This window comes from Undibacterium sp. SXout20W (genome assembly GCF_049340285.1).
Taxonomy (GTDB): Bacteria; Pseudomonadota; Gammaproteobacteria; order Burkholderiales; family Burkholderiaceae_D; genus Undibacterium.
Genome location: NZ_JBMPPH010000032.1, coordinates 26,081 through 51,764, shown reverse-complemented (window position 1 = coordinate 51,764; position 25,684 = coordinate 26,081). Strand labels below are relative to the sequence as shown.

The window sequence follows — 25,684 nt, the reverse complement described above, 5'->3', positions numbered from 1 at the left end:
TATGGGCGATGAACAGCTTAAATCATCGTCCCAGAAAATGTCTCGGCTTCAAAACGCCGCACCAAGTATTTATGAAGCAGTTACAATCGCATCAACATGTGGTTGCACTTCGAAATTGAATCCGCCTCTTTATGAAAAACCTTGAACGATTGAAAGTATTACCAAATATTCTCGACTCTGAACAACTGCGTGGCATAACTAACTATGCGGAGACATCTAATACAGCGACGCAATACTCAACAGGCTCATCAGAAGATCCTCATCAATGGTTAGAAGATATTGAAAGCGACAAAGCACTCGATTGGGTCAAAGCACGCAATCAGGAAACTCGTAATAAACTCAAGAAGAATGCTGGATTTCTAAAATTACGCAAGGATTTGCAAATAATAAGCGATGCCAAAGATCGCTTTCCAAGCATCCAAAAAATTGGAGACTACTATTACAATTTTTGGGTAGACATAGATCACCCACGTGGTATCTGGCGTCGCACCAGCCTATCAGAATATCGCAAGCTAAAACCACACTGGGAAACGGTCTTCGATCTTGACGCTTTGTCTCAAGCAGAAAATACGAACTGGGTATTCAATGGTGTGATTTGCTGTAAAGATGATGTTGATCGCTGCTTAATTCAACTGTCGCACGGTAGTGCAGATGCAACTGATATCCGTGAATTCAATTTGAAATCACGCAGCTTTGTCAAAAATGGTTTTACGCTGAGCGAGGCTAGAGAATGGGTATCCTGGCGCAACAAAGGAAGTATTTTCGTCGCTACCGACTTTGGTAAGGGCACGATGACGGATTCTGGCTATCCACGAATCGTCAAAGAATGGAAACGCGGCACGCCATTGTCTGCTGCGACGACAATTTACGAAGGACAACAGACCGATCTGGCCGTCGGTGCTGGTATTTGCGCGCATGGCGGACGTAGGTATGAATTAGTATCTCGCCAAATTACGCTCTACACCTCTGAACAATTTGTACGTGAAAACGGCGAATTAATCAAACTTGATGTTCCCTCTCATTCTGGCGTGAGTTTTTTCTCAAACCAAATTTTGATCACAACGCGTGAACATTGGATGATTGGAGATAGAACCTACGTTGCCGGAAGCTTGTTAGCCATCGACTTTAATGCCTTTAAGGAAGGCGATCGTCAGTTCTTCATCTTGTTCGCACCTGGAGACAACAGCGCACTAATTGGTGAGGTTGCAACTAAAAACACTCTGTTAGTGCAATCACTTGAGCACGGTAAAAGCAAATTGCAAGAATGGTGGCTCACGCAGGGGAAATGGTTCTCTCGTGATGTTGAGCTACCAACCTTTGGTGCTATTTTTATCAGTCCAATCGATACCGATCATTCTGATGACTATTTTTTCAGTTTCTCCGATTTTTTAACCCCTAAGATTCTTATGCTCGGACATGCTGGGGCCGACCACCGAGAAAAATTAAAGAGCACGCCAAATTGCTTCGATCCATCCCCCTTTGAAACCACGCAAAATTTTGCGACAGCCAAAGACGGGACGAAGATCCCTTATTTCATGGTGAGTCGTAAAGATTTGAAGACCGATGGACGTAATCCAACTTTATTATACGGCGATGGTGGTTTCCAAGTCTCGCTAACGCCAACGTACTCTGGCAGCGTAGGTAAAGCTTGGTTAGAAAAAGGGGGGGTCTATGTCGTTGCGAATATTCGCGGCGGCGGCGAATATGGTTCGCGTCGGCGTCAAGCCACACTCAAAGAAAATCGTCAACGTGCTTACGATGACTTCGCTGCGATTGCTGAAGACTTATTTGCACGCAATATCACCAGACCAAGGCACTTAGGTGCGATGGGAAGCACAAATAGTGGGTTGTTAGCGTGGGTAGCGTTGACGCAATTTCCGACATTGTTCAATGCGGTGGTGAGCCAAGTTCCTTTGCTGGACATGCAAGCTTATAACCAATTATTACCGGGTGCTTCTTGGATGGCAGAATATGGTAATTCTGATGTGCCGTCGGAATGGGCGCATACCTCACCCTTTGCGCCATATCAAAACGTTCAAGCCAATGTGAAGTATCCCGCTGTTTTATTCCTTACTTCAATGCTAGATAACAGAGTTCACCTTGGACACGCACGTAAAATAGTAGCGCGCATGTTAGAGCAGGGACATACAAATGTTTGGTATTATGAAAATATCGATGCTGGGCGTAGGGGTGCTGCAACTAATGCACAACGCGCTGATATGGGTTCGATTATCTTTTCATTTCTTTGGAATAGGTTGAATCGCAATAATGACTAAGAGTGCCGTCTGTTAATGATCAGGAAATAAAACTCCCTGACTTACTTGTCGATGATTATGTATATCTGCCGCCTTCAATAGCACGCTTGCTTTGACCCCTAATAAACGAAATCGGTGATCAAGTGGTACTCTTCGAAGGCATTCTGTTGCCGCCTTCCTGATAGTTACTGGGTCAGCGGTTGCGATAGAAAGCGTTATATCTCTTGTAGAAATACGAAAGTCACAATATCGAATCTTTATACCCACTGTGCTGCAAACGTATCCTTTTTTTTTCAAATTATCAGCCAGGCGATAGCAAAGATCCGTAAAGATCTTCGTCAAAATTGATCTGTCGGTGACTGCATGTAAGTCGCGATCAAAAGTAACCTCCCTGCTAATTACCTTGGGTTCTGAATTTGTGATCACCTCACTATTGTCGATTCCGTGGGCGGCATGACAAAGCCATCCAGCATAATTACTTCCAAATGCGTCCTGTAATAGACTTGGGTCAGCATTCGCTAGTTCGCCTACTGTCCCAATACTCAAACCTGCAAGACGTTCAGCAGCTTTTGGCCCGATTCCATTAATCTTCTTCACAGATAGCGGCCAAATACGAGCTTGAAGGTCGTCCATCGTCAATATTGTTAAGCCATTCGGCTTCTCAAGATCAGATCCAATTTTTGCCAAGAGCTTATTGGGGGCGACACAAATCGAACAGTTTAAACCCGTAGCCTCAAAGACCGCATTTTTCAAACTTTTTGCAAGGTTTAACGTGTCGAGATTGTGATCGGTGAGATCGATATAAATTTCATCAATGCCCCTATTTTCAAATTTAGGCGCTATCTTCCTGACGGCGTCTTTAAACAAGCGCGAATAATGAAGATACAGGTCAAAATCGGGAGGCAGCAAAAATACGTCGGGAGCCACGCGTGCCGCTTTCATAATTCCCATCGCTGAAAAAAGTCCAAGCGCACGAGCTTCATAAGTAGTCGTTGTCGCGACACCTCGACCCACGTAGTCTTTGACTCGTGAAAATAGACGTGTTCCATCCGATTTAATACTAGGTTGATAGGTAGAATCGCCGCCAATGAGCACCGGCTGACCACGCAGTTCTGGATATTTCAACAGCTCGACGGAAGCATAAAATGCGTCCATGTCCAGATGTGCAATGCGACGATATTTATTAGTCATTATGATAATTTTTTAAATCATTCCTGATAAATATGGATAAACGAACATACCCACCTTGCCATTGATCAGAACCTTCCTCCCACCGCGAGAGGCCGGCCTCGCAAAAATATTTGGTACCATATTTATGTCGAGGCATAAATACAATCGCCGTCGCATTAGCTGTAGCTGTAGCTGTAGCTGTAACCGTAGCAGGAGCAACGGATAATTTTTTCAACGAAGCTAACAACTGGCAAAGGTATTTGCGCTGTTATTTTAGCTGATTTTCGTCGTAATACTGTATATTTAATCAGTTATCAGTGAACTAAGAATTTTGGTTACTTCAAACCAACACTTCTCATTATGTTGATCTTATGCATGATTAAATCTTGTATTAACAATGACAAAGTGCCAAATTTGCGTCACTATTTAACTGTTATTTTTTATATTTACTTGGATCATGAAAAAAATTCTCGCATTGCTTGCCAGCATCGCCTTTAGTCTTAGTATGGGTATGAGCGCTGCGCATGCTGATGTTGCACACCCTTATGATGAAGCTGCCGATGCTCATGCAACTGTGAACAAAGCACTGGCAGAAGCCAAAGCAGCAAATAAAAATGTATTGGTGATTTTTGGCGCCAACTGGTGCAAAGATTGTCTGGAACTGAATAAGTCGATGCAGGGTCAAAGTGCGGCGCTGATTACGAGCAAGTTTGTCGTCGTCAAAGTGAATGTTGGTCAATTTGATCAAAATCTGGATCTGGCCAACAGTTATGGTAATCCGATTAAAAAAGGCATTCCCGCAGCAGTGGTATTAAAACCAGACAACACGGTGCTGTATGCGTCAAAAGGTGGAGAATTATCAAATGCACGACGCATGAGCGAACAAGGCGTGGTTGATTTTTTTAATCAAATTATTGCCCAACACTAATAATTTTTGGCATTTATACTGAGCATCAAAGGGCGTGAACTTTTACCATCCCGGCAAATTCAGCCTGTGTTACCAGCGCCAACGTTCTAGCGAGGTCGTTGGTGCTCCCTTCATCAGTCACACTGACAAGTAAAGCTATGACCGACAAACCCGGCTTGATTACTAGCTACTCTCCCAAGTCGAGCTTAACGACCCAGGAGGAACTGGAAACAAGTCACACCTTACTCAATAATTTCTCGCGCTGCCTGCCTGGCATATTTTTTCAATTCCAGCGGTATTCAGAACAACACTTTTTCTTCCCGTTTGTCAGCGCTGCCGTTGAGCAATTGTTTGAATGTACTGCTGAAGAATTAATCAACGATGCCAGCATCATGTATCGCAAGATTCATCCGGACGATTTGGTTCGGTTAATTGTTGGCATTCGTCAATCCGCCGAAGAGCTGACGATTTGGCATCACGAATACCGCGTCATTCGCAAAGATGGCACTGAACGCTGGCTTGTGGGCGACGCCACGCCAGAGCGAATGCCCGATGGTAGTGTGTTATGGCACGGGTTTATTAGTGATAACACCGAACGTAAGCTCACCGAACAAAAATTACTGGCCGCTGAACAACAGATGCGCCTCGTGATGAAATCCTCGAATCAGGGTTTATACGACATCCATTTGCAATCGGGCGTCGGCAGCTTCAGCCCCGAATATATGCAAATGCTGGGCTATACGGCAGAAGACTTCCCGGATCCGGTCAAGTTCTGGAATTACTTCTGGACCGAAGGTGTTCATCGCGATGATGTCGCCGGCTTGCGGCAGGCATACCAAACACATTTCGCTTCACGAGGTGAAACGGATTACCATGCCGAATTCCGGCAAAAAAATAAATTGGGCGAATGGCGCTGGATTATGTCGATAGGCGCCGTGGTCGAGTGGGATGCCAACCACCGGGCAGTAAGAATGGTGGGAACCCATATTGATATCACCGAACGTAAACGCATCGAAGAAGAGTTATTGCAAAATCAGGAACTGCTAAATGCAAGTAAAAATCGCTATAAACAACTGGCGAAAGAATTAGAGATTCTGATTGCCAATGCACCCGTTGGTATCATGTTTGTGTGTAACGATGTGATCGTCCGAGCAAATCAAGCACTTGCAGAGCTGTGCCGCTTCCATAATGCGCAATCAATGATAGGTGTAAAAACTTCATTTTTATATCAGCACCTTGAAGACTTCGAAGAATTTGGTAAGGCGGTCATTCCAAAACTGGTCGCCGATGAATTAGTCGAACTGGAATGGCGCCTGCACCGCGTCGATCGTGAACCATTTATGGCGCGGGTTGCTGGTCGGGCGTTATCTGCCGAAACGTACCATCAGGGTACGGTATGGATGATTGAAGACATTACTGAACAACGTCGCACCCTCGATGCCTTACGAGATAGCGAAAGTCGCTTGCAACGACTGATGAATTCAAGCCTGATCGGCATCATTCACGGCAATGAACAAAAACGTCTGGTCGATGTCAATGAAGTCTTTTGTCAGTTATGCGGTTATTCCCGCGAAGAGATACTTGGTGAAAATTATTTCTGGCGCCGCTTGATGTCAGAGGCGGATCAATACACCAGCGTTCAAGCTTACACCGAATTATTCCGCACCGGCACTACGGCCGCTTTCGAAATTATGCTCAAACATGCGGATGGGCATAATATACCGCTACTGGTCGGCGTCAACCACCTTGAGAATTCACGGAAAGAATGGGTCGCGTTCACGATGGATATCAGCGATCGTTTACGTATGCACCAACTCAAAACTGAATTTATTTCTGTGGTTAGCCATGAACTACGCACGCCGCTAACGTCGATACGCGGTGCATTGGGCTTACTTGAATCAGGCGTCGCCGGCGTGTTAACGGAAGAATCCCGACAATTGGTGCGCATCGCCAACACCAACAGCAAACGACTGATAGGTTTGGTCAATGACATCCTTGATATGGAGAAATTGGCTAATGGTAAGATGGAAATCAAGTCAGAACCCGTTGACCTTGCCGCACTTATTCATCAAGCCATTGAAGCGAACACGACGTATGCCAGCCATTTGCATGTGACTCTGGTGGCAGAAGTTCAATTAAGCACCGCAAACGCTTGGTGTCTGGGTGACATTGATCGACTGATGCAGGTAATGGCCAATCTGATTTCGAATGCCGCTAAATTTTCGCCTGAAGGTGGCACAGTCATCATTCGTTTATCGCAACACCGACAAATTTACCGTATGGAAATTTGTGATCGTGGACCGGGTATACCATTGCAATTCCAGGCACATTTATTTGAGCCATTCACGCAGGCCGACAGCACCAACACGCGCCAGCAAGGGGGAACAGGCTTGGGATTGTCGATTACAAAAAGCTTGATAGAAAAAATGCGTGGAGAAATCTTTTTCGTCAGTTGCGCCGAAAAAGGCACTATTTTCTGGTTCGATTTACCAATCTTTACGCCTGACCGCAACGCTTAGATTTGCAACGTTAAAAAGTCGTTTGTTTTAGATAGGCTAAAAAAACATTTTGACAGGCAAACGAGCATGCAGCGAGGGGCATTCAGATTGTGACTTGACGATAATCGGCTGGACTGCGATTAGTCCACCGCTTAAAAGCACGTCTGAAACTGCGCGCATCGGAATAGCCGAGTTGTTCGGCAATCTGATCGATACTGAGGGTGGTTTGAAGTAGACGTTTTGCACGTTCGATACGCACGTTTTCGGTGACTTGAAAATACGAGGTTCCCTCGCGTACCAACAAGCGCTGCAGAGAGCGAGCGCTCGTACCCAGCGCCAAGGCCATTTCATCGACCGTGCGTAACTCACAATTTTGGCTGACCAAGGTCCGCAAAAGACTTTGCCTTCCTAATACACCGACGATCTCCAGCTCTTGCTCACACGCCGATTGCGCTGCGCGAACCACAGCGACATCCGGTGTTGATAGCGGCTTAAGCAAGATCTCGTTAGCAATCAAAACTCGGTTGCAATCCGCACCAATAGTGACGGGACAGCCAAACATTTGCTCAATTAATGCGTGTGTCGATTTACTCTGGCCTCGTAATTCCACCTGATGTAACTGAAATGAAGCGCCACACAACTGACGAGCCGCATTCACGGTCGTCAGCAAATGATCGACCGCCAAAAAATCTTGTAACTCAACATCATCAAACAAAGACTGTGCGGATACCGCAGAATAAGGCGTTCCGGCTTCGAATTGCAGATGTACCATAGAACCAGCAATCAATTGGAATTCAAGGCCGAATTGCAATGCCTGAAATAAATTGTGCTGGGCAGACATACCAATTGCCATCTGTCCCAAATGCGGCAATGACTTCCGCGCCCCGGACCACAGGCATAGCTCATCGCCACCATAATGCTTTGCTTGTAGCAAACCTTGGCGGGCTTGCAGGTAACTGATGCGTGCCCCCTTATCCTGCGTAAAAGCGGGAAACAGTGTGGATGCTTCCCAATTTTGCTCACGCGCAATCGCCAGCAAACCGCTAAAAGGGTGCGCTGGAAACACGGCATCTTGCACCGATAACAAGGGTGCAATCGAATCGACGCTATGGCTGGGCATGGATTAATCTTGTTTGGTTAATAACGTGACCTGACTGATGTTGTATTACGCCCGCAACGTGGCAGCAAATGTCCTTACATTATGTGAACGAGCGTACTAATATCGTTTCCTGACGTAGATAAAATCCTTGACGGTGTGAATCCAGTTACATCACCCACTAGCTACAGCGCTTTTATTTAAGTCTTGGCCGATACCGTACATGGTTAAGCCGAATGCGGCAACACTGCAGCGCAGCAAAAAAAATACACGGCATCAAACAAAGAGGCAAGAGTCCTTTAATCATGATAATGGAGACAATATGAACCCAGTCAGCGACTACATCGTGGTCGGAGGTGGTGCAGGTGGATGTGCCATAGCCGGTCGCCTGAGTGAAGATCCCAGCGTAAGCGTTACCGTCTTAGAAGCGGGTGGAGGTGGTGATAGCTGGGTCGTCAACGCACCAATTGGTGTGGTCGCGATGTTGCCTACGAAACTCAATAACTGGGCATTTGAAACGGTACCGCAACCTGGATTAAATGGCCGAAAAGGCTACCAACCGCGCGGAAAAATGCTGGGCGGCTCATCCGGAATCAATGCGATGGTCTATATTCGTGGTCACAAAGTGGATTACGACCAGTGGGCTGCATTAGGTAATACGGGTTGGTCTTATGACGACGTCCTGCCGTACTTCAAACGCTCAGAAAATAACGAAACGCATGGCGGCCATTTCCATGGCCAGGATGGCCCTCTGAGGGTGAGTGAGTTACGGAGTGACAATCCGTTTCAGCAACATTATGTTGATGCCGCCCGGCAAGCGGGGTTTCCGATTAATCCGGATTTTAATGGCGCCGAACAAGAGGGTGTTGGTATCTATCAAGTCACCCAATACCAGGGCGAACGTTGGACAGCCGCCCGCGGTTACCTGCGTCCGCATATGGAAAGTCGACCCAATTTACGGGTGGAAACCGGTTGCTATGTCACCAAAATTGTTTTCGAAGGAAAACGCGCTGTCGCGGTGCAAATGATACAAAATGGTCAGCAAAAGACCTTACGTGCCGGACGTGAAATATTATTAGCAGCGGGCGCTTTCCAAAGTCCGCAATTGCTCATGTTATCTGGTGTCGGCGACTCGAAAGCCTTGCAGGCATTTGGTATTCCGGTGATTCATCATTTGCCCGGCGTCGGACAAAACTTGCAAGATCATCCGGATTTTGTGTTCAAATATCGCGCCAAGAGTCTGGATTTGCTGGGGGTTTCGGCAGGTGGCAGCGTGCGTATGTTGCGTGAATTCCGTCGCTATCAAAATGAACGTCGCGGCATGCTCACCTCAAATGGCGCTGAAGGCGGTGGTTTCTTGAAAACCGATAGCGACCTGGCCGCACCGGATATCCAGTTGCATTTCGTCGTTGCTATGTTAGATGATCATGCGCGCAAACTACATTTGGGCCATGGCTATTCCTGCCACATGTGCTTATTGCGTCCTAAAAGTATTGGCGACGTGAAACTGGCGAGCCCAGATCCGCTTGCTGCACCCCTGATTAATCCGCGCTTCCTCGAACATCCTGACGACATGGAAAAAATGGTGCGAGGTTTTAAAATCACTCGCAAAATTATGGATGCACCCGCATTGGCCAACATCCGTAGCAGCGATTACCAAACTGCCAATGTGCGCACGGATGACGAAATCCGCGATGTCATTCGCGCCACAAGTGACACGGTGTACCACCCTATCGGCACCTGCAAAATGGGCGTTGACGCGATGGCGGTGGTTGACCCAAGCTTAAAGGTCATCGGTGTGCAAGGCCTGCGGGTGGTTGATGCATCGATTATGCCGACCCTGATCGGTGGCAACACCAATGCACCAACCATGATGATAGGCGAAAAGGCGGCAGATATGATCAGAGCGGAATGGCGCAACACTTAATCTACGTTCCATCTGCGTCATTTCGGTTATTGGACGGTCTGACCTCGGTCAGACCGTTTTTTTATTTTTCACTATATTCAATTTCGGTTGCAAAAAATACCACTTTTAAATCTGACTGGCATAGAATAGTTCTTCTTTTCTTCTATCACTATGAATGGGATGCGATTCCATGGATTTTTTGAATCTGACTGCGCGCGATGGCGCGACTGTTAAGATTTGCCACCAAGGCGCTCATGTGTGCTCATGGATACCGGCAAGTGGGTCTGAACAATTGTTTTTAAGTAAGCAATCTGAATTTAATGAAGGGGTCGCGATTCGTGGCGGCATTCCAGTGATATTTCCGCAATTCGCTGGCATGGGAACCTTACCCAAGCATGGCTTTGCCCGCACTGCACCCTGGAAATTATTGCAACACGGACATACCGAAGATGGTGCTGCCCAAGCAATATTTGGTTTAAAGGAAAATATTGCGCGGCTCACCATCTGGCCCTATGTGTTCAATGCCGAGCTAGCTATTAGCGTCCACGACAACAGCTTGCAGCTTGCCTTGACTGTTCAAAATACGGGCGACACCAACTTTAGCTTTACCGCTGCCTTGCACACTTATCTGGCGGTGGATGATATCCACCAAGCGAGCCTGCGTGGCCTTCAGGGAAGGCGTTATCGTGACAGCCTGAGTGGACAAAATAATTGCCTGGAATCGGCTGAATTACTACGCATCGACGGCGAAACAGACCGCATTTACGCCGATGTACCAGACCAATTATGCTTGCTGCAAAAACATCAACACCTGCATATCAACACCACCGGATTTTCCGATGCGGTGGTATGGAACCCGGGACCCCAATCTGAGGTCAAACTCGCCGACATGGAACCTGACGGCGATCAGCGTATGTTATGCGTCGAAGCAGCGGCGATTATGCGGCCGATTTTATTGGCACCCGGAGAGAGCTGGACAGGCAGCCAAAGTTTGATGGCGACTCAGATTTAAAGCGCCAGATTTTATATACTCCCCTCATATTTTATTTTTTTATATTATTTATCAAGGCAGACACAAGGCACAGAAAAAATACACGCCCCCAGTATATTTTTAATGTGTCTTTAAACTTTGTTTTTATTTTATTTTTTTGACCACTTTCAGGATGACTATGCCTTCACACTCTGTTCGCCATTCAGCCCTCGCTGTATCGCTCAAACCAGTTTTACGCGCTTTAGTACTCGGCGGTGCCATCTTGTTCACCGCGCCTGCCGCCTTTGCCGACAACTTGCCAAAAGGCATGACGCAAGTCTCCAGTGTCGAAGGAATCACTGAATATCGTCTGCCGAATGGCTTACGTGTCTTGTTGATGCCCGATGCCACCAAACCTACCGTCACGGTGAACGTGACGTATCTGGTCGGTTCGCGTCAGGAAAATTATGGCGAAACCGGGATGGCGCATTTGCTGGAACACATGATGTTCAAAGGCACACCAAAAAATCCGAAGATTACCGAAGAATTCAATAAACGCGGCATGCGCATGAACGGTACGACCTCGTTGGATCGCACCAATTACTATGAATTATTCCAGGCTGACGACAGCAATCTGCAATGGGCACTATCGATGGAAGCCGATCGCATGGTCAATTCCAATGTCGCCCGTAAAGATCTCGATACCGAAATGACTGTCGTCCGCAACGAATACGAACGCGGTGAGAACTCGCCTGGCAGCGTCTTAATGAAGCGCTTGCAAAGTGTGGCCTACGATTGGCATAACTATGGCAACTCGACGATTGGTAATCGCAGCGACATTGAAAACGTCAAAATCGAAAACCTGCAAGCTTTTTACCGCCAATACTACCAACCCGACAACGCCGTTTTGCTTGTCGCCGGTAAGTTTGACCAGGCAAAAGTACTGCAATGGGTGAATGAGTCTTTTGGCAAAATCGCCAAACCAAAACGTACTTTGCCGCAATTCTGGACCGTAGAACCAACACAAGATGGTGAACGCAGCTTTGTGGTACGCCGCGCGGGCGATATCCAAATCGTCATGGTCGCCTACAAAGTCCCGGCGAACCTACACGCTGACCGCGAAGCAATGAGCTTTGCCAGCGATATTCTGACCAATGCACCACATGGCCGCCTGCATAAACAACTGGTTGAAACGGGCAAAGTTGTCCAGGTATTTGCCACCGAAGTGGGCCGCGTTGAACCAGGCCTGGTGATCGTTGGTGCTGCAGTAAAAAAAGGCGACTCGATTGATGCCGCCAAAGACGCCTTGCTGGCAAGTATTGAAGATTTTAAAAATAATCCGCCAAGCAAAGAAGAAATCGAACGTGTCAAACGTGACAACGCCAACCAATTTGAAAAAATGCTGAACAACCATGAGTCGATCGGCATCAGCATGTCTGAATACATCGCCATGGGCGATTGGCGCTATCTGTTTAAAGACCGCGACGACGCCGACAAAGTAAGCTCTGAAGATGTCGCCGCCGCCGCAAAACGGTACATGGTGCGCGACAACCGCACAGTTGGTATGTTCGTTCCGGAAGACGCGCCGCAACGCGCTGAAGTACCGGCCGCACCGAGCATTACTGAGGTCATGAAAGACTTTAAACCTAAAGCCGCTAAACTCGATGGTGAAGCGTTTGATCCAGCGCCAGCCAACATCGACAAACGTACCCAAGTGAGCCAGATCGGCAACCTGCAAGTCGCGTTATTACCGAAAAAGAACCGCGGCGAAACCGTCAACGTCTCACTGTCTTTGCATTGGGGCGATGAAAAAAGCTTGTTTGGCAAATCTACGGTCAGTGGTCTGGCCAGCAGCTTGTTGGCATCCGGCACGACCAAATTGAGCCGTGCCGATATCGACGATCAGATGTCCAAACTGAAAATGAGTGGTGGCTTATTCTCGTATCAAACCACCAAAGAAAATCTGGCGGCATCGCTGGCGTTGGTCGCTCACGTAATGCGTGAAGCGAACTATCCAGACAATGAATTTACGCAGTTACGCGATCAAGCCTTAGTCGGCACTGAGGCATCGCGCAATGAACCCGGCGCCATCGTTGGTCGCGAAATGGCCTTGTATTTCAATAGTTATCCAGCCGGTGATTTCCGCGCTGCGAAAACGCTGGATCAAGCGCTCGCAGAAATCCGTGATGTAAAATTGGACGACATCAGAGCATTCCATAAAAACTTCTACGGAGCGTCTAAAGGCGAATTGTCGATCGTTGGTGACATGGATGTCGCCGCGACCAAAGCGGCGATTAGTGCAGCGTTTGGTAATTGGGACAGCAAAGCCCCTTACGTCCGTCTGGTCAGCCAACGTGCTGACCCGGCACCGGTTCGCAAGGTCTTTAATACGCCGGACAAGGCCAGTGGCGTCTTTGCCAGCGCGATGACATTGAATTTGCGTGAAGATGACGAAGCATTTGCCGCTTTGCGCGTCGCCAATTACATATTTGGCGGTGGCGCTGGTCTGAACTCACGCTTGATGGAACGCGTACGCCAAAAAGAAGGTCTCTCTTACGGTATTGGCTCGAATTTGTCTGCAGGTGAAATTGATCCGGTCGGTAGTTTTGGTATCAGCGGAACGGCTGCGCCACAAAATATTGCCCGGGTTGAAGTTGCCGTGAAAGAGGAATTGGCACGCGCCCTGAAAGATGGTTTCACTGCCGATGAATTAGCCAAAGCAAAATCGGGTTTATTGCAACAGCGCGTTCAATCCCGGACCAGCGATGGCAGCGTGGCTGGTGGCTGGACGAGCAATTTGTTCCTGAAACGCACTTGGGCATGGTCACAAGCCATGGATGACAAAATCAAAGCGTTAACCTTGGGGCAAGTGAACGACGCTTTCCGCCGTTACATCGATCCTGCCAAAATGAGTATTTTCATTGCTTATGACGAAGCTAAAGCACAGGCACCAGCAGCACCAGCAGTAGCACCAGCAGCACCAGCAAAGTAAGCACTAAACTTGAAAAGAGTTGATGGTCGCTCCAGCAACGACCATCGGCAATAAGCGAAACGGCCTCATTATTTTTCAACAAATAATGAGGCCGTTTGCATTATCCGACATTGAATCTGCCAAATGATTAATGATGATTTATGATGATTTATGATGATTTATGGCGTGTTAGGTCAACGATGATTGTTGTGGATTCACTCCATATCGCTCAAGCGGCTTTCCGCGTACTTGTGCAAAATTTCTTCCACCTCGGGTTTCGAAGAAACAAATGCGTTGACCAAATGTGGATCAAAATGCTTTCCAGATTGTTCTATCAAATGGGCATACGCATCTTCTAGCGGCCACGCTTTTTTGTAGCGGCGTTCAGACGTCAAAGCATCAAAAACATCCGCTATCGCCACGATACGACCCGGGAGCGGTATCTGTTCACCTTTGAGCTTAAATGGGTAACCTGTACCATCCCATTTTTCATGGTGGGACTGCGCGATTTCTTTAGCCATCTTTAATAAATCCGACGCGTGTTCACCAATAATCTGCGCTCCCATCAATGGGTGAGAAATCATGACATTCCACTCGTCACTATCAAGTTTGCCATTTTTCAACAGTATCTTATCCGGCACGCCTATCTTGCCGATATCATGCATTGCCGATGAATGAAAAATTAATTCTATCCAATTTTCATCTTTCGTAATTTTGCTGGCAATGAGTTTTGAATAATATGTCATACGAATAACGTGCCGCCCGGTCTCATTGTCCTTAAACTCCCCAGCGCGTGCCAATCGTTGTATGACCGCCAGATTGGTCTTTTGCAATTCCAAAGTGCGTTCCTGCACTTTGCGTTCGAGTTCAACATTTTGCTGATACAGTGCCAGATGTGTTCTGATCCGCGATAAGACAATAGGCGCACTAATGGGTTTAGTAATGTAATCAACGGCCCCCAATGCCAGACCTTTTTGCTCATCCTGAACTTCACTCATGGCGGTGACAAAAATAATGGGAATACTTTTGGTCTCTGGGTCCGCTTTTAAGATTTGACAAACTTCGTAGCCGTCAATACCTTGCATCATGACGTCGAGCAATATCAAATCGGGATGAGGCTCTGTGCGAGCAATAGTGATCGCATCGTGACCATTCGTCGCCGCTTTGACCTTGTAATCTTTCCTTAATAGTCCGCTTAGCACCGTAATGTTACCGGGCGAATCATCGACCACCAAAATCGTTTGTTTATTTAGCGTTTCGGGCCCATTCATCGTTAATCCCCAAAAATTCAATTTTTTTACATTGAACATCGTTGCTAACCCAATAAAATATGCAATTTTTGGGCAATTTCATTTAGTGCAGCAGATGCCTCTTTAAACGAAAAATTATTGATACTTATTTCTAAACCAGCGAGGTCGTCTTTGAGCGGATGCCCGGCAAACGCATCAGTTAGCGCACCTAACATATTCAAAGCATCGGTATCATTGTCTTCCAACAAGCGCGATAAAACGCTCAGTTGCTGGCGGACAGCCTCAAGATCAAAGTCCCCCTGCTGTGAATTTTTGGCGACAGGCTCTAACTTTGGCAGGGCTGATAATGTAGCAATGACCAAGTTCAAGCGGGTCGTCACCAACACAAATGTCTCACTTACTTCTTGTGGTTTTGCGCGGCAAGCATCTTCGAGCTTGGCTGTCAGGCTCTGTAAATCAAACGCCCCGATTGTGCCAGCAAGCCCCTTCAGGGTATGCGCCAGAAGCACACATTGTTCATGGTCGTCTGAAGTCCGGGCGGCGTTAAATTGATGTACAAAATGTTGCTGGCTAGTGACGAAGTCCGTGAGCAATTTCTGATACAGTTTGAGATCCCCACCGATCCGGAGCAAAGCGATAGTGCTATCAATACCGTTCATTTCGGGTGGCCAGTCGGACTCTCTTGAGGCGTCATAATGTGCCGACCTGTAACCTACCGGTTTCACCCATCTTTCTAAGGTTTTGTACATCTCTCTGACATCGATAGGCTTGGCGATGTGGTCATTCATTCCCGCTGCTTTACAGAGCTCGAGATCACCTTTCATTGCGTTGGCCGTCATCGCGATGACGATCAGATCTTTGAATTGGTCGAGTTTGCGTAAGGCACGGGTCGCTTCATAGCCATCCATAATGGGCATTTGAATGTCCATCAAGACCAGATCAAATTCCTTTTCACTGAGTTTGTCCAAGGCATCCTGACCGTTCACTGCCAACGTGATCTCAAAACCTGAACTGCCCAATAATTCTAAGGCAACCTCCTGATTGAGTTCGTTGTCTTCGACCAATAAGAGTCTGACGCCGGTATAGTCTGCAACGTCTATATTCGCATCTGCCAACATCAGTTTCGGTTGCCGTTCGACCAGACCCCGACCCAGCGAATTAAATAAAGTTTCCAGCAAGGTAGAAGGTGTCACTGGTTTGGTCAGAATACCGTTGATGTTTAAACCGCTCGTTGCGCGGATCAATTCATCGCGGCTATACACCGTTGCCATAACGATGTTGAGCAATCCATCAAATCGCTGATCGGCGCGAATTTTTTGACTGACTTCGATACCATCCATGCCTTTCATTTTCCAATCGAGCAAGAGTAACTGGAACGGTACCTGATTGACGTAGGAATTCTCTAACTCGGCGAGACACTCTTCTCCCGAAGCTGCCAGCGTCACATGACAGCCAAATTTACTTAACATTTTTTCAAATATCTCCCGCGCCGCCGTATTGTCATCGACGACCAATACTTTCAAATTACGCAAAGATAAAGTCGGTGTTTGCAACGATGTCTGTTCAATGTCAGACTCTTCGAGCCATACGGTAAATTTAAATGTCGAGCCGCGCCCAAACTCACTTTCAAGAGAGATCGTACCCTCCATCATATTCACTAATTGCTGGCAAATGACCAAGCCAAGGCCAGTACCGCCGTATTTTCGGGTGGTAGAACTGTCGGCCTGACTAAACGGTTGGAACATCCGCGTGCGCTGTTCCGCCGTCATGCCAACACCGGTATCTGTCACGGCAAATTCTAGCTGCATCCGCGGCGAGTTCCATTCCACCATTCTGACCGATAAAATGATTTCGCCGTGCGATGTAAATTTAACGGCATTACTGATCAGATTGAGCAACACTTGACCAAGCCGTAAAGCGTCGCCGACTAAAAGTAAAGGGATTGCGGGATCGACTCTAAAAGCTAATTCCAAGCCTTTTTCTTCTATTTTTGCGCCGACCATTGCAGTTAAGGTATCCAGCATTTCCTGGAACGAAAATGTGGTTTTTTCTATGGTCATTTTTCCAGCTTCAATTTTGGAAAAATCCAGGATATCGTTAATGATCCTCAATAGAGACTGCGCCGCGCCAGAGATTTTATTCAAATAGTTTGCTTGTTTGGGCGTCAACGATGTCTGTAATGCCAAATGACTCATCCCAATGATAGCGTTCATCGGCGTTCTGATTTCGTGGCTCATATTTGCCAGAAAATCTGACCGCAAGCGCGTCGCTTCTTCGGCAATTTCTTTGGCTTTTTTGAGGTTAGTCACATCAAAAAACCATCCTAATATGCAGGCATGGTCTTCATAAGTAATATTGATGAACGAGGCCAACACCTCGATGTCACGACCGCCAGCGGTAACGATCGACACCGACTTATTAATCAAATTTTGATGGTCGGATAAGATACTGGTAATTTCCTGGACATCATCACTATGACGATAAGACGCGTAGTGATCGGCGTCCTCTAAGTTGGCGGGCGTTTCTTCCATCATATCCAGATAGGATTGATTAAAAAACGTCAGCTTGCGACTCTCCGGGTGCATCACAATGACAGAGACAGGACTACTTTCCAGCATATAGCGGATTTGCTTTTCGCTCAAAATTAAAGCCGCAGTGCGTTCTGCCACTTCTTTTTCAAGATTTTCTTTATTATGTTCAAGTTCTAAAAACAGTTCTTCGCGGCTTTTAAATTGAACAATTTCGCTCATTCGTGCCAGATCATCAGCCTCAATTTCGGGAATACTGATCACAAAATTGGTAAAGGCGCCCTGACGTTTTGTTTCAAAAAAGGCGCCGAGGCTAGCGAGGTTGCTGGAGAAGGAATGCGTACGTAACTGCAACTGTTGCCCGCTCACGGAGACTTCCAACGATGCGCGTTCTCGTTGCAATTGCCTGCCTAGTTCTGAAAAGCCAACCAGAAAAAATCGACCTTGACCAACGGCAGCTTGCAATGCATGAGCAATTGACGAAACTTAGACCGTGCCTGATGCACATGCTGTTCGCTCAAAAATACGAATTGACCTATCGATGTCGCAACAAAATTCATACTTGATACCTCATGGCCATACAAGTCGCATCGTCGTACATTTTTCCGTAATCGTTGAGCAAACCATTGACCAGTTGTCTGGTCGTTAAACGACTACGGCTAATTAATTGCGAGCTATCGATATGTTCAGAAATGCCATCCGTCGTTAAAATCAACATATTGCCGGGGTGAATCGACGCGGTAACCGGGCGCAAACGAGGAAAATTGCTGCCGACAATGCCCGGCTGAGCAACAAACGATGTCACCTGCTCACCCACACAGTACAAAATCGTGTTGCCAACACCAGCCACTGTGATTTGGTGTTGACTGACATAGGCGAGCGTGAGCGCAGAACCGCGACTCCCCTTCAACGCAAGATGTAACGCTTGCATCACGCCAGCGACATCACTGCTACGGTGTTGTTCAAACCATTTTTCAGAAAAGCGGGCAAGCTCATGAGCCTCCTGACCGTGTCCTAAAATATCAATGATACCGATCAAAATGCCATTTGGAAGCCGATGACAAATGGTGCCATCACCACTGACCACCTCGCCAAAGCAAGGTCGGCTAACCATGGCGTAATCAATCCCATCAAGGTGTGCTTTCGTGGCGGTTGCGCGTTGCTGGCTCGGCTCTGATTTGGCTAAAGGCGATGGCGCTACAGGGGCGGGCGTTACTGACCGACCACCAAAGTCGATTTTATTGTGTTCGGGATCTAACCACTTTTTTACCGACACTCTGGTGCCGTTACCTAATTCTGATGTAATTTCAAATTCATCGACCATTCGCTTCACACCAGGCAAGCCCAAGCCTAAAGTCCCTTTGGTGCTGAAATGATCCACCATCGCCTGCTCGATATTAGCGATACCGTGACCTCGGTCTTCAGCCACAATATCGATGAAACGCCGACCATGTTTTTGCATGGAGACAACGATGGTGCCGTCACATCCAGCATATTTAACAATATTCATCGCCAGCTCTGACGCGACTGTGGCGACCTCTGTTGCCAGCGTTGGCACTGCGTGAATACTAACGAGCATGGCATACACTTGCATCACCGCACAATGAACATCTGCCTCAGAATGTATATATGTCCTGTGGGTTTGCAAGTGATCTTGATCCATTTGCTAGTGCTCCAATGCTTGCTTCAGGTTGCAAACTCCCTGCACTGCCGTGATATCCGCGCCCACGGCAGAGAGTCCAGAAATAATCCCCGGTCGCATGCCAACTAACCAAGTTTTTACGCCCATTAATTTCAACATTTTGGCGGTATCGACGATGCCGTCAAATTCCGATTTATCGATCGTTTCGATTCCAGACATATCAAGTAATGCCCGCGAACAGCGATGCTTACGTGCCATTTCCAGCAAGTCGTTGCGGAGTTTAAGCATTAAATGCCGCATTAAAACACCTTGTAAAGATGCAAAAATCGCACCTTGCATCATTGATATTGGAATGCCTTGCTGTTGGCTTTGTTGTTCCATGACATGTCACGAAACACTACGACCAATTAATTTAAATGCCTGCTCTAAAGCGTCACGTAAGGTCGCACTGGTGGAAATTTCACTCACATCAAATCCCAGATTAACCATGGTCTGAGCGATCGCTGGCGAAATACCGGAGACCAGACTGGTGCATCCCATCAGCCCGGTTGATTTAGTAATCTTGATGAGGTGATTGGCAACAGCGGAGTCAACCACCGCCACGCCGGAAATATCCATAATAAAGACTTTTGCGCGGGTTTCGAAAATGCGGGAAAGCACGGTCGTCATAACATCCTGTGCGCGCCGTGAATCAATAATGCCGACCATAGGCAACATCAGAATATCTTCCCAAATTTGCGTCACTGGCGTCGACATTTGCAGTAATGCCTTACTTTGCTGGGCAATTTGCTCGTTCACCATCCTCGTATAGGTATCGGAAACGATCGTAATATCGAGGTGCATCAGCTTGGTGACACATTCAAGTGCCACAATATAGTCCGCACTTGGAAGTTCATTGTTATACAAAGTGCGGGTCAGGACAGCGTGTGAATAATTCATTGCTGCCATATAGCTGGGTAAGGAAAGGCCGATGCGGGCGTGAGTACGACCAATGTGACGACGCGCTTCAATATATTCATCGCCATACTGGGCCAGGAAAAATTTCCGCCAGTAATTTATTTGCTCGGCTCGCGCATGCGCCATGATTTCTGGCGTAGAGAAAACGATCTGGTACTCCGGTACATCGACGACCCACGCATAAAACAACTCAGCATATTGCTCGATTTTCGGGAGAATGATATCGCCTAAAATACGGACATGAACCAGATCTTGTTCTGTAAGTTCATGCATTTTAAGCAATGCAGCCGAACTCATTTCGCGGATATCACTTTGCATGTTGCCCTCTTCAACTGTTTAAATTGCATCACCTAAATGAACATCAATGAAACTAAAGCTGAAAAAACTGAAACAAATGCTAAAAATACACTGAAACAATGCTTGAATAAACGTTAATACTGATCTTGAGAAAAGCTTGAAATTCGACGGAGAACAGGGTGCATTGTCACCCATAGTGGGATATTAGCTGAACAAATAATGAATACAAGCTTTCTCCGCATCAATTTAAATACTGATGCGTATTTACCACGAGAAAGATGTCAGTTTAACCTTTCCAGCTACGTTGCAAGCCGGTATCAGTATGAATCCAACCGCCATTTGCACTCGCGCGATAATAGAAACCGACGCCTCCCTGACGGAAACTGCTAATCAATTCGCCCAAAACTTCCTCGTGCAATTGTGGAATCCGTATGTCGGCCGCTTTACCATCCATATGTAAAGATTTGCGGGCGGCAGGGACGCCCTGTTCTATCAGATGGCGATTTGATTCTGGTGTGCGATAACCAGACAATATTTCTAACGGCTTGGTCATACCAAAGCGCGAGACATAGGCTTGGGTCGCCCATAGCGTTTCCAGCAATTTTGGATCCATTGCCACTGTTTGCTTACCATTCACATCTCGTAAAATATGGCAAAGTTCTTGATAGGCAGAATCAATGATCTCGCCGTCTTTCCAGTACAACAATTTGCTGCGTTCTTTGGATGCGGGGCGAATTAAATCAAGCGTACGTGGTTTGACCCAGAAATCGATATCCAACGCCTGTGAATCAAACAAATCTGGCGGCGGTTGCAATTGAGAGTTTTTTTCTTCTGTGGCATGTGCCGTGGCAACTAATTTTGTGGTGGTAAACAAGCCCGCGGCGGTCAAAAGCAGACTTTTTTTCAATACGTGTCGACGTGTAGGCATAAGCAATCTTTTAGATGGGAACTGAAATCAACAAGTTCGTCATTGGAATACCGTGTTTAGTTTAATAGCAAAAAGCAAATATGCAACGTTCATCGTAATTATTTACTCCCGAGAAGGCGATTTTTGCATTCTGTCGCAAAGCGACTGCAATCTGACAGGGTTACAGACTACACTTGTGTATCACTTAACAATAATCAAGCGCACATCATGAAAAAAAATCTTGTTTGGCTAAGCCTATGCATAGCAGCATTGACCACATTGACAGCATGTGAAATGCATATCGATTCCTCGTCAAGTACCAATAAAATGATGGGTAGCGGAAAAATCATCACTGAACAACGACCAGTGACCGCATTTAACGCGATCGAAAATAACAGCTTTTTCTCGGTGATCGTTACTGGCAGTGACAAGGACGAGGTTGAAATTACGGGCGATGATAACTTAGTGCCGCAAGTCGAAACCGTTGTAGAAGATCAGCGCCTGATCATTCGTAACAAGCAAAAAACCTACAGTTTCAGCTGGAAAAATAGCCCAGGCACGATCAAGATCAGTGCAGCCCATTTGCAAAGTGTAGAAAATTCTGGCAGCGGTGATATCGAACTTCGCAACGTTAACGGCGATGCACTCACGCTCAAATCGAATAGCAGCGGCGATATCAAAGCCAGCGGCAAACTACGGCTGCTCGCATTAGTTGCAAATGGCAGCGGTGACCTCGATCTTGAGCACCTTTCGATTGCACAGACTGAAGTCAATATGAACGGTTCAGGTGACGTCCATCTCGATACCATCACCCAATCACTGATTGTCAAAGTCAACGGTAGTGGCGACTTTAAAGCAAGCTCATTGCAAGATGCAGCGGCGAACGTCATGCTTCATGGATCAGGTAGCGTACATCTAAAAGGCCGCGTGAAAGACTTAAAAGTCGATGGCTCAGGTTCCGGCGATCTCGAGGTTGAAGGTCTGAAAGGAGAACAAGCCAATTTGAATTTGAATGGTCCTGGTGAGGTCAAGCTTTCGGGCGAAGTAGACGCCTTAACCATCAGTGTGACCGGGTCAGGTGACGTCAACGCCAAAGATTTGCATGCGAAAAAAGTGGTCCTTAAAAATCAAGGTCCTGCCAATGTTTACTTCAATATCGATCAGGATTTGAATGCCGAACTCTCGGGTTCGGGCGATTTGGATGCCCACTTCAATGGCGCCAATAAAATCGAATTGCTGATGAATGGTCCTGGTGCGAGTTCTTTTTATGGTACCGCGGATAGTTTGAGCGCAAAAGTCAACGGCTCTGGCGACTTACACGCCCACGATTTATTGCTGCGTACCGCCAGCATTAAAGTTAACGGACCAAGCGAAGCCGAAGTCAATGTAAAACAAGCAAGTGGATCACGGGTCGTAAAAATTGATCGTAGTGGCGTCACAAATTAATACAGAAACGACATTTACAGCCTAAGCTGCTAATTAGTTACTTAGTGAATATTTAGTGAATACTTAGTGGCTAATTAGTGGCTAATCAACTGCTACACAGCTGCCGCATCCATCCATCATCGCCACTTCTGCACGCATCTGCCGCCACAGGGAGATGCATGTCTCATTCAAATATTTTTGTGAATGGCTCAATGGTGCCTATTTGGCGATTCTTTGGTGCCTGTTGAGGAAAAATAGATTTCTCGAAATCGTTGATTGACTTCACCGATTGAATTCAAGCCGCCAATGACGATCAAATTGGCGCGTTTCAAATCCATTGATGAACAAGTTAGATGAGTACGATTCAGGTTTATCCAAGACATGATTAAGCATCGCTTCGCCAATTTCAAACTTGTCGTCATCGTGAAATTTGACCCTTCCGTGTACGTGCAACACGCGATAATTCCATGTAGGGACCTGCTTTTCTGATGCTAGATCTTCTGTATGCGGAACGCATGTTGTAATACGAGGCGACTGCTCGCGATGAGACTATTCAATCCCAGAATCAGCTGCATCAGAACTTGGCCTTGGATCAGCCAGATCTGGCCACGCGGCGGATTGACCTTGGTAACGGCTGTTAATACGGGTTGTACCCATGCTGCGTCGGGGGTCACATCTAATAAAATGTCGCCGTCACTATTGGTGTGTAAGTAAATCTCACCGCCATGCAACAGATTAAAACAGACCCCATAGCCGGCCTGAGGATTTTTACCTATCAGTTGCTGTAATTCTCTATCATGCAAATCAAGCCAGGCTTCGACATCATTCACGTTCTCTAGCGAGACCCAGGCGTGATCACGCATAAGATGTTCTGTCAAAGTGACAGTGTCAGGCATATCGTCGGCGGGAAATTCTGGTGCCATGTTCATTTCTTCAATTGATTACGGACTTTTGCTAACCCTGGGTCAGTGCGAGCTGACCAGCAAGGTTAATTATCGGATCTGTTGCTAGCAGACTTGCTGCTTACTACTTACTACTTAATTTGACGGATTTGCATTCCGTGTTGCTTCAATAAATCCGCAATACTATTTGTGCCGGAGATATGTCCCGCTCCAACTACCACCAGAACGTGCTTACCGGAAGCCATCAATTCGAGAATCTTATCTGCCATGGCGGGATTACGGTCATCCAATAAACGTTCCATGATTTTTTTTGAGCCTGGATTTTTACTCGCTTCTTCTTGCAACAAATTAATCACTTTTTCTGCTTGTCCAGCTTTCCAAGCCGCGACTAATCGATTAGTGTCACTGGCTGCTTCGCCACTTTTTAAACTTGTTATTGTTTGGCTTAGCATCGCGTCACCTTCCTCGTCGCTCAGGCCACCCAATATCTTGGCTTGAAATTCCATACTTTCTAATTCGACAATTTGTTTTTTGTCTTTCTTCGCGCGGGTGATGAAATGCACGTCGACACCAAAAGACGGATCGTAACCTTGCTTAGCAAAGGTACCCACCATCAAGCCTGTCGCTACCATTGCCGGTTTTAAGATCTGGAAACGCTCGGCTGCAGGGCCCACATATTCTTTTAAGCCATCCCACGTTGCGGGCTGTAAGTGATTTTGTAATTTATCGGGTGCCGCATAGGTCAGTAAGGGCATCGCTTTCACGATGGCATTGCGATCGGAGCTATCGAGTTCAACGGCCAGTGTGTCGGCTTGTTGATAAGCCTTTTGTACTTTATCCGGCAAAGGGTAAAAGCTGGCTTTTGCCAAATGGATAGAACCAAACAGATAAGCTGTATTGGTGGCCGACTTTACTTCCCATAACACGCCTTTGGCTGGCGCTTCTGCTACCGTTTTAGCAAAGACATTGCAGCTAAATAGAACACTAACGATCAGCAATGAAGCTTGTTTAGAAAAAGAATGAGTGCTATTTAAAATTGGCATGAGTTGCATGAGTTATTGGAACTTAAGGTGGATATTTGATGATTGTTCAGAGTGGTAAACACTCGGGTTAAAAATACGCTTACTGACCAGAGCGACGGCGCTCGTTATTTTGCTCGTTATTTCGCTCGTTATTTTGCCCGTTATTTCGCTTGTTACTTATTTCTTACTGGAAAAAAGCGCAACTCGTCATTGGCATTTTTTAAGGCGCGGTCAATATCGCCATTTTTACGCATTTTTTCAATTTGGTCATTGAAAGCTTTGAGATAATTTGCACAAGGACTCTTAGTAACAAATCCCACCATATTGGGTGTTTCAATCACGAATGGCCGTAGTGCCATAATCTCATTGTCTGAATTAGACGTCATTAATTCTTGCATCGCGGGGTAATAACCTGTCAAAACATAGTCAAAGCGCTGTGCCAGCAGCATCTTAAAGCTGGTTTCCATGTCCGGCGCAGCTTCAATGCGCAATTGTTGATCCATAAATTGGTCAAATGGCTGACCAAAGCGGTTTCCGCGTGCAATACCGCCACGACGTCCAATCAGATCTTCTTTTTTGGAGAACGGAAATGTTGCATCCTTGCGAACAAATACCGCCACAGGATTGTTTAACAGCGGCATACTAAACGTCAGGAATAAGCGCCGCTCCGGCGTATCTTTGAGGGTGGTGACTATATCGATATTGCCAAGTTCAGCGGCCGCCAACACCCGCTTCCACGGGCCAAGATAGCGTAATTCGTAAGTAAGCCCTAACTCCTTCAAGGCCTTGGTCGTCAGTTCAATACTGGCGCCGCGAAATTGCTTGCCATCATACCAATGCAAAGGCGGATAAGCTGGATCAGCGGAAATCACGACCCGGGAACACTTATCCTGCGCCAACGCCGCTGGCAACACCAGCAGCGTGATCAAAAAAGCGGACAGACGTGTGAACCAGTGGCGCATCAACATCCCTTACAGGCGG

19 protein-coding genes and 1 pseudogene are annotated in these 25,684 nt (G+C 46.8%); 8 read left to right on the top strand and 12 right to left on the bottom strand.

Going from position 1 to position 25,684, the window contains the following annotated elements:
• Both ACO0K1_RS14975 and ACO0K1_RS14970 read left to right on the top strand, forming a co-directional pair.
• A pseudogene (locus ACO0K1_RS14975) lies at positions 1-119 on the top strand (IS30 family transposase); the annotation flags it as partial.
• Positions 120-131: 12 nt separating this feature from the next.
• Positions 132-2,276: a prolyl oligopeptidase family serine peptidase gene (locus ACO0K1_RS14970; RefSeq protein WP_423027106.1), complete on the top strand. Its 2,145-nt coding sequence runs from the start codon at positions 132-134 to the stop codon at positions 2,274-2,276.
• A gap of 12 nt (positions 2,277-2,288) precedes the next feature.
• Here the strand turns inward: ACO0K1_RS14970 and ACO0K1_RS14965 are convergent, their stop codons facing one another.
• Positions 2,289-3,446, bottom strand: coding sequence for a DNA polymerase Y family protein (locus tag ACO0K1_RS14965; protein WP_423027104.1), 1,158 nt, complete (start codon positions 3,444-3,446; stop codon positions 2,289-2,291).
• 436 nt (positions 3,447-3,882) lie between these two features.
• On the opposite strand from ACO0K1_RS14965, the gene ACO0K1_RS14960 reads away from it, so the two are divergent.
• Both ACO0K1_RS14960 and ACO0K1_RS14955 read left to right on the top strand, forming a co-directional pair.
• Entirely contained in the window at positions 3,883-4,353 is a 471-nt protein-coding gene (locus ACO0K1_RS14960) for a thioredoxin family protein (RefSeq protein ID WP_423027102.1), read from the top strand.
• A gap of 137 nt (positions 4,354-4,490) precedes the next feature.
• The gene (locus ACO0K1_RS14955) at positions 4,491-6,851 is read left to right on the top strand and encodes a PAS domain-containing sensor histidine kinase (RefSeq protein ID WP_423027100.1); all 2,361 of its coding nucleotides are present in this window, start codon (positions 4,491-4,493) and stop codon (positions 6,849-6,851) included.
• Between the two features lie 82 nt (positions 6,852-6,933).
• Here ACO0K1_RS14955 and ACO0K1_RS14950 read toward each other — a convergent pair whose 3' ends face one another.
• Entirely contained in the window at positions 6,934-7,950 is a 1,017-nt protein-coding gene (locus tag ACO0K1_RS14950; protein ID WP_423027098.1) for a helix-turn-helix domain-containing protein, read from the bottom strand.
• Positions 7,951-8,248: 298 nt separating this feature from the next.
• Here ACO0K1_RS14950 and ACO0K1_RS14945 point away from each other — a divergent pair, with 298 nt between their 5' ends.
• The 3 genes from ACO0K1_RS14945 to ACO0K1_RS14935 all read left to right on the top strand — a co-directional run bounded on the left by ACO0K1_RS14945 (position 8,249) and on the right by ACO0K1_RS14935 (position 13,794).
• Complete coding sequence (locus ACO0K1_RS14945) at positions 8,249-9,853, top strand: GMC family oxidoreductase (RefSeq protein WP_423027096.1); 1,605 nt, start codon at positions 8,249-8,251, stop codon at positions 9,851-9,853.
• A gap of 169 nt (positions 9,854-10,022) precedes the next feature.
• Positions 10,023-10,844: a D-hexose-6-phosphate mutarotase gene (locus ACO0K1_RS14940; RefSeq protein WP_423027094.1), complete on the top strand. Its 822-nt coding sequence runs from the start codon at positions 10,023-10,025 to the stop codon at positions 10,842-10,844.
• Positions 10,845-11,001: 157 nt separating this feature from the next.
• Positions 11,002-13,794, top strand: a complete 2,793-nt coding sequence (locus ACO0K1_RS14935) for a M16 family metallopeptidase (protein WP_423027092.1) — start codon at positions 11,002-11,004, stop codon at positions 13,792-13,794.
• Positions 13,795-13,988: 194 nt separating this feature from the next.
• Here ACO0K1_RS14935 and ACO0K1_RS14930 read toward each other — a convergent pair whose 3' ends face one another.
• The 6 genes from ACO0K1_RS14930 to ACO0K1_RS14905 all read right to left on the bottom strand — a co-directional run bounded on the left by ACO0K1_RS14930 (position 13,989) and on the right by ACO0K1_RS14905 (position 21,375).
• The gene (locus tag ACO0K1_RS14930) at positions 13,989-15,044 is read right to left on the bottom strand and encodes an HD-GYP domain-containing protein (RefSeq protein ID WP_423027090.1); all 1,056 of its coding nucleotides are present in this window, start codon (positions 15,042-15,044) and stop codon (positions 13,989-13,991) included.
• 44 nt (positions 15,045-15,088) lie between these two features.
• A complete protein-coding gene (locus ACO0K1_RS14925; RefSeq protein ID WP_423027088.1) occupies positions 15,089-18,016 on the bottom strand; it encodes a response regulator in 2,928 nt (975 codons plus the stop codon).
• Between the two features lie 91 nt (positions 18,017-18,107).
• Positions 18,108-19,214, bottom strand: a complete 1,107-nt coding sequence (locus ACO0K1_RS14920) for an ATP-binding protein (RefSeq protein WP_423027086.1) — start codon at positions 19,212-19,214, stop codon at positions 18,108-18,110.
• 3 nt (positions 19,215-19,217) lie between these two features.
• A complete protein-coding gene (locus ACO0K1_RS14915; RefSeq protein WP_423027084.1) occupies positions 19,218-19,574 on the bottom strand; it encodes an STAS domain-containing protein in 357 nt (118 codons plus the stop codon).
• Positions 19,575-19,580: 6 nt separating this feature from the next.
• Entirely contained in the window at positions 19,581-20,468 is an 888-nt protein-coding gene (locus tag ACO0K1_RS14910; protein ID WP_423027082.1) for a protoglobin domain-containing protein, read from the bottom strand.
• A gap of 265 nt (positions 20,469-20,733) precedes the next feature.
• Positions 20,734-21,375: a YcbK family protein gene (locus ACO0K1_RS14905; protein ID WP_423027080.1), complete on the bottom strand. Its 642-nt coding sequence runs from the start codon at positions 21,373-21,375 to the stop codon at positions 20,734-20,736.
• Positions 21,376-21,582: 207 nt separating this feature from the next.
• Between ACO0K1_RS14905 and ACO0K1_RS14900 the strand changes: the two genes are divergently transcribed.
• On the top strand, positions 21,583-22,800 hold the full coding sequence (locus ACO0K1_RS14900) for a head GIN domain-containing protein (protein ID WP_423027078.1): 1,218 nt from the start codon (positions 21,583-21,585) through the stop codon (positions 22,798-22,800).
• 261 nt (positions 22,801-23,061) lie between these two features.
• Here the strand turns inward: ACO0K1_RS14900 and ACO0K1_RS14895 are convergent, their stop codons facing one another.
• The 4 genes from ACO0K1_RS14895 to ACO0K1_RS14880 all read right to left on the bottom strand — a co-directional run bounded on the left by ACO0K1_RS14895 (position 23,062) and on the right by ACO0K1_RS14880 (position 25,665).
• A complete protein-coding gene (locus tag ACO0K1_RS14895; protein WP_423027110.1) occupies positions 23,062-23,304 on the bottom strand; it encodes an FMN-binding negative transcriptional regulator in 243 nt (80 codons plus the stop codon).
• Complete coding sequence (locus ACO0K1_RS14890) at positions 23,271-23,702, bottom strand: hypothetical protein (protein WP_423027076.1); 432 nt, start codon at positions 23,700-23,702, stop codon at positions 23,271-23,273. The genes ACO0K1_RS14895 and ACO0K1_RS14890 overlap by 34 nt, the downstream gene beginning before the upstream one ends.
• Positions 23,703-23,812: 110 nt before the next feature.
• Positions 23,813-24,724 carry a TraB/GumN family protein gene (locus tag ACO0K1_RS14885; RefSeq protein WP_423027074.1) on the bottom strand — a complete coding sequence of 304 codons (912 nt, stop codon included), beginning with the start codon at positions 24,722-24,724 and terminating at the stop codon, positions 23,813-23,815.
• A 152-nt stretch (positions 24,725-24,876) separates the two neighbouring features.
• Complete coding sequence (locus tag ACO0K1_RS14880; RefSeq protein ID WP_423027072.1) at positions 24,877-25,665, bottom strand: substrate-binding periplasmic protein; 789 nt, start codon at positions 25,663-25,665, stop codon at positions 24,877-24,879.
• Positions 25,666-25,684 lie beyond the last annotated feature (19 nt).

Bases quoted from the DNA above. Each gene is read 5' to 3' on its own strand.
- ACO0K1_RS14970 (WP_423027106.1), top strand. From the start codon at position 132: ATGAAAAACCTTGAACGATTGAAAGTATTACCAAATATTCTCGACTCT.
- ACO0K1_RS14965 (WP_423027104.1), bottom strand. From the start codon at position 3,446: ATGACTAATAAATATCGTCGCATTGCACATCTGGACATGGACGCATTT.
- ACO0K1_RS14960 (WP_423027102.1), top strand. From the start codon at position 3,883: ATGAAAAAAATTCTCGCATTGCTTGCCAGCATCGCCTTTAGTCTTAGT.
- ACO0K1_RS14955 (WP_423027100.1), top strand. From the start codon at position 4,491: ATGACCGACAAACCCGGCTTGATTACTAGCTACTCTCCCAAGTCGAGC.
- ACO0K1_RS14950 (WP_423027098.1), bottom strand. From the start codon at position 7,950: ATGCCCAGCCATAGCGTCGATTCGATTGCACCCTTGTTATCGGTGCAA.
- ACO0K1_RS14945 (WP_423027096.1), top strand. From the start codon at position 8,249: ATGAACCCAGTCAGCGACTACATCGTGGTCGGAGGTGGTGCAGGTGGA.
- ACO0K1_RS14940 (WP_423027094.1), top strand. From the start codon at position 10,023: ATGGATTTTTTGAATCTGACTGCGCGCGATGGCGCGACTGTTAAGATT.
- ACO0K1_RS14935 (WP_423027092.1), top strand. From the start codon at position 11,002: ATGCCTTCACACTCTGTTCGCCATTCAGCCCTCGCTGTATCGCTCAAA.
- ACO0K1_RS14930 (WP_423027090.1), bottom strand. From the start codon at position 15,044: ATGAATGGGCCCGAAACGCTAAATAAACAAACGATTTTGGTGGTCGAT.
- ACO0K1_RS14920 (WP_423027086.1), bottom strand. From the start codon at position 19,214: ATGGATCAAGATCACTTGCAAACCCACAGGACATATATACATTCTGAG.
- ACO0K1_RS14915 (WP_423027084.1), bottom strand. From the start codon at position 19,574: ATGGAACAACAAAGCCAACAGCAAGGCATTCCAATATCAATGATGCAA.
- ACO0K1_RS14910 (WP_423027082.1), bottom strand. From the start codon at position 20,468: ATGCAAAGTGATATCCGCGAAATGAGTTCGGCTGCATTGCTTAAAATG.
- ACO0K1_RS14905 (WP_423027080.1), bottom strand. From the start codon at position 21,375: ATGCCTACACGTCGACACGTATTGAAAAAAAGTCTGCTTTTGACCGCC.
- ACO0K1_RS14900 (WP_423027078.1), top strand. From the start codon at position 21,583: ATGAAAAAAAATCTTGTTTGGCTAAGCCTATGCATAGCAGCATTGACC.
- ACO0K1_RS14890 (WP_423027076.1), bottom strand. From the start codon at position 23,702: ATGGCACCAGAATTTCCCGCCGACGATATGCCTGACACTGTCACTTTG.
- ACO0K1_RS14885 (WP_423027074.1), bottom strand. From the start codon at position 24,724: ATGCCAATTTTAAATAGCACTCATTCTTTTTCTAAACAAGCTTCATTG.
- ACO0K1_RS14880 (WP_423027072.1), bottom strand. From the start codon at position 25,665: ATGCGCCACTGGTTCACACGTCTGTCCGCTTTTTTGATCACGCTGCTG.